The 759-nt window shown below is 48.9% G+C and carries 1 protein-coding gene; it reads left to right on the top strand.

All coding sequences use genetic code 11. From position 1 onward, the window contains the following. Nucleotides 1–759, top strand: a 759-nt coding sequence (locus R8O10_RS24850; RefSeq protein ID WP_318191906.1) for an argininosuccinate synthase, incomplete at both ends; no start/stop codon positions are given.

The raw sequence follows: 759 nt of genomic DNA, 5'->3' as shown, positions 1-759 counted from the left end.
GTCGCTTTCGTGGCCGATGTAGGTCAAGGTGCTGAAGAACTCGAAGGCATCGAAGCGAAAGCAAAAGCATCTGGCGCATCAGAGTGCTACATCGCTGACCTAAAAGAAGAAATGGTGGCAGACTACATCTACCCAACACTAAAAACCGGTGCTTACTACGAAGGTAAATACCTGTTGGGTACATCAATGGCGCGTCCTATCATTGCTAAAGCGCAAGTTGAAGTGGCACGTAAAGTGGGCGCGGACGCATTGTGTCACGGCTGTACTGGTAAAGGTAACGACCAAGTGCGTTTCGAGGGCGCGTGTGCTGCGTTAGCACCAGATCTACACGTTATCGCTCCATGGCGTGAGTGGGATTTAGTGAGCCGCGAACAATGTCTGGATTACCTTGCAGAGCGTAACATTCCTTGTTCAGCGTCTCTAACGAAGATTTACTCACGTGATGCGAACGCATGGCACATTTCTACTGAAGGTGGTGTGCTAGAAAATACATGGAATGCACCAAACGAAGATTGCTGGGTCTGGACCGTTGACCCTGAACAAGCGCCAAATGAAGCTGAATACGTTACGTTGAAAGTCGAAAAAGGTGAAGTTGTGGCAGTGGATGGTGAAGCGATGACACCATACAACGCGCTAGTTTACTTAAACGAAAAAGGCGCAAAACACGGTGTGGGTCGTATTGATATCGTAGAGAACCGTTTGGTGGGAATGAAGTCTCGTGGCTGTTACGAAACTCCGGGAGGTACCATCATGATGGAA

Source organism: Vibrio sp. 1727 (assembly GCF_033344415.1).
In the GTDB taxonomy this organism is placed as follows: Bacteria; Pseudomonadota; Gammaproteobacteria; order Enterobacterales; family Vibrionaceae; genus Vibrio; species Vibrio alginolyticus.
Note: the sequence above shows the minus strand (reverse complement) of the source record. Positions and strands in the feature narration are given on the sequence as shown.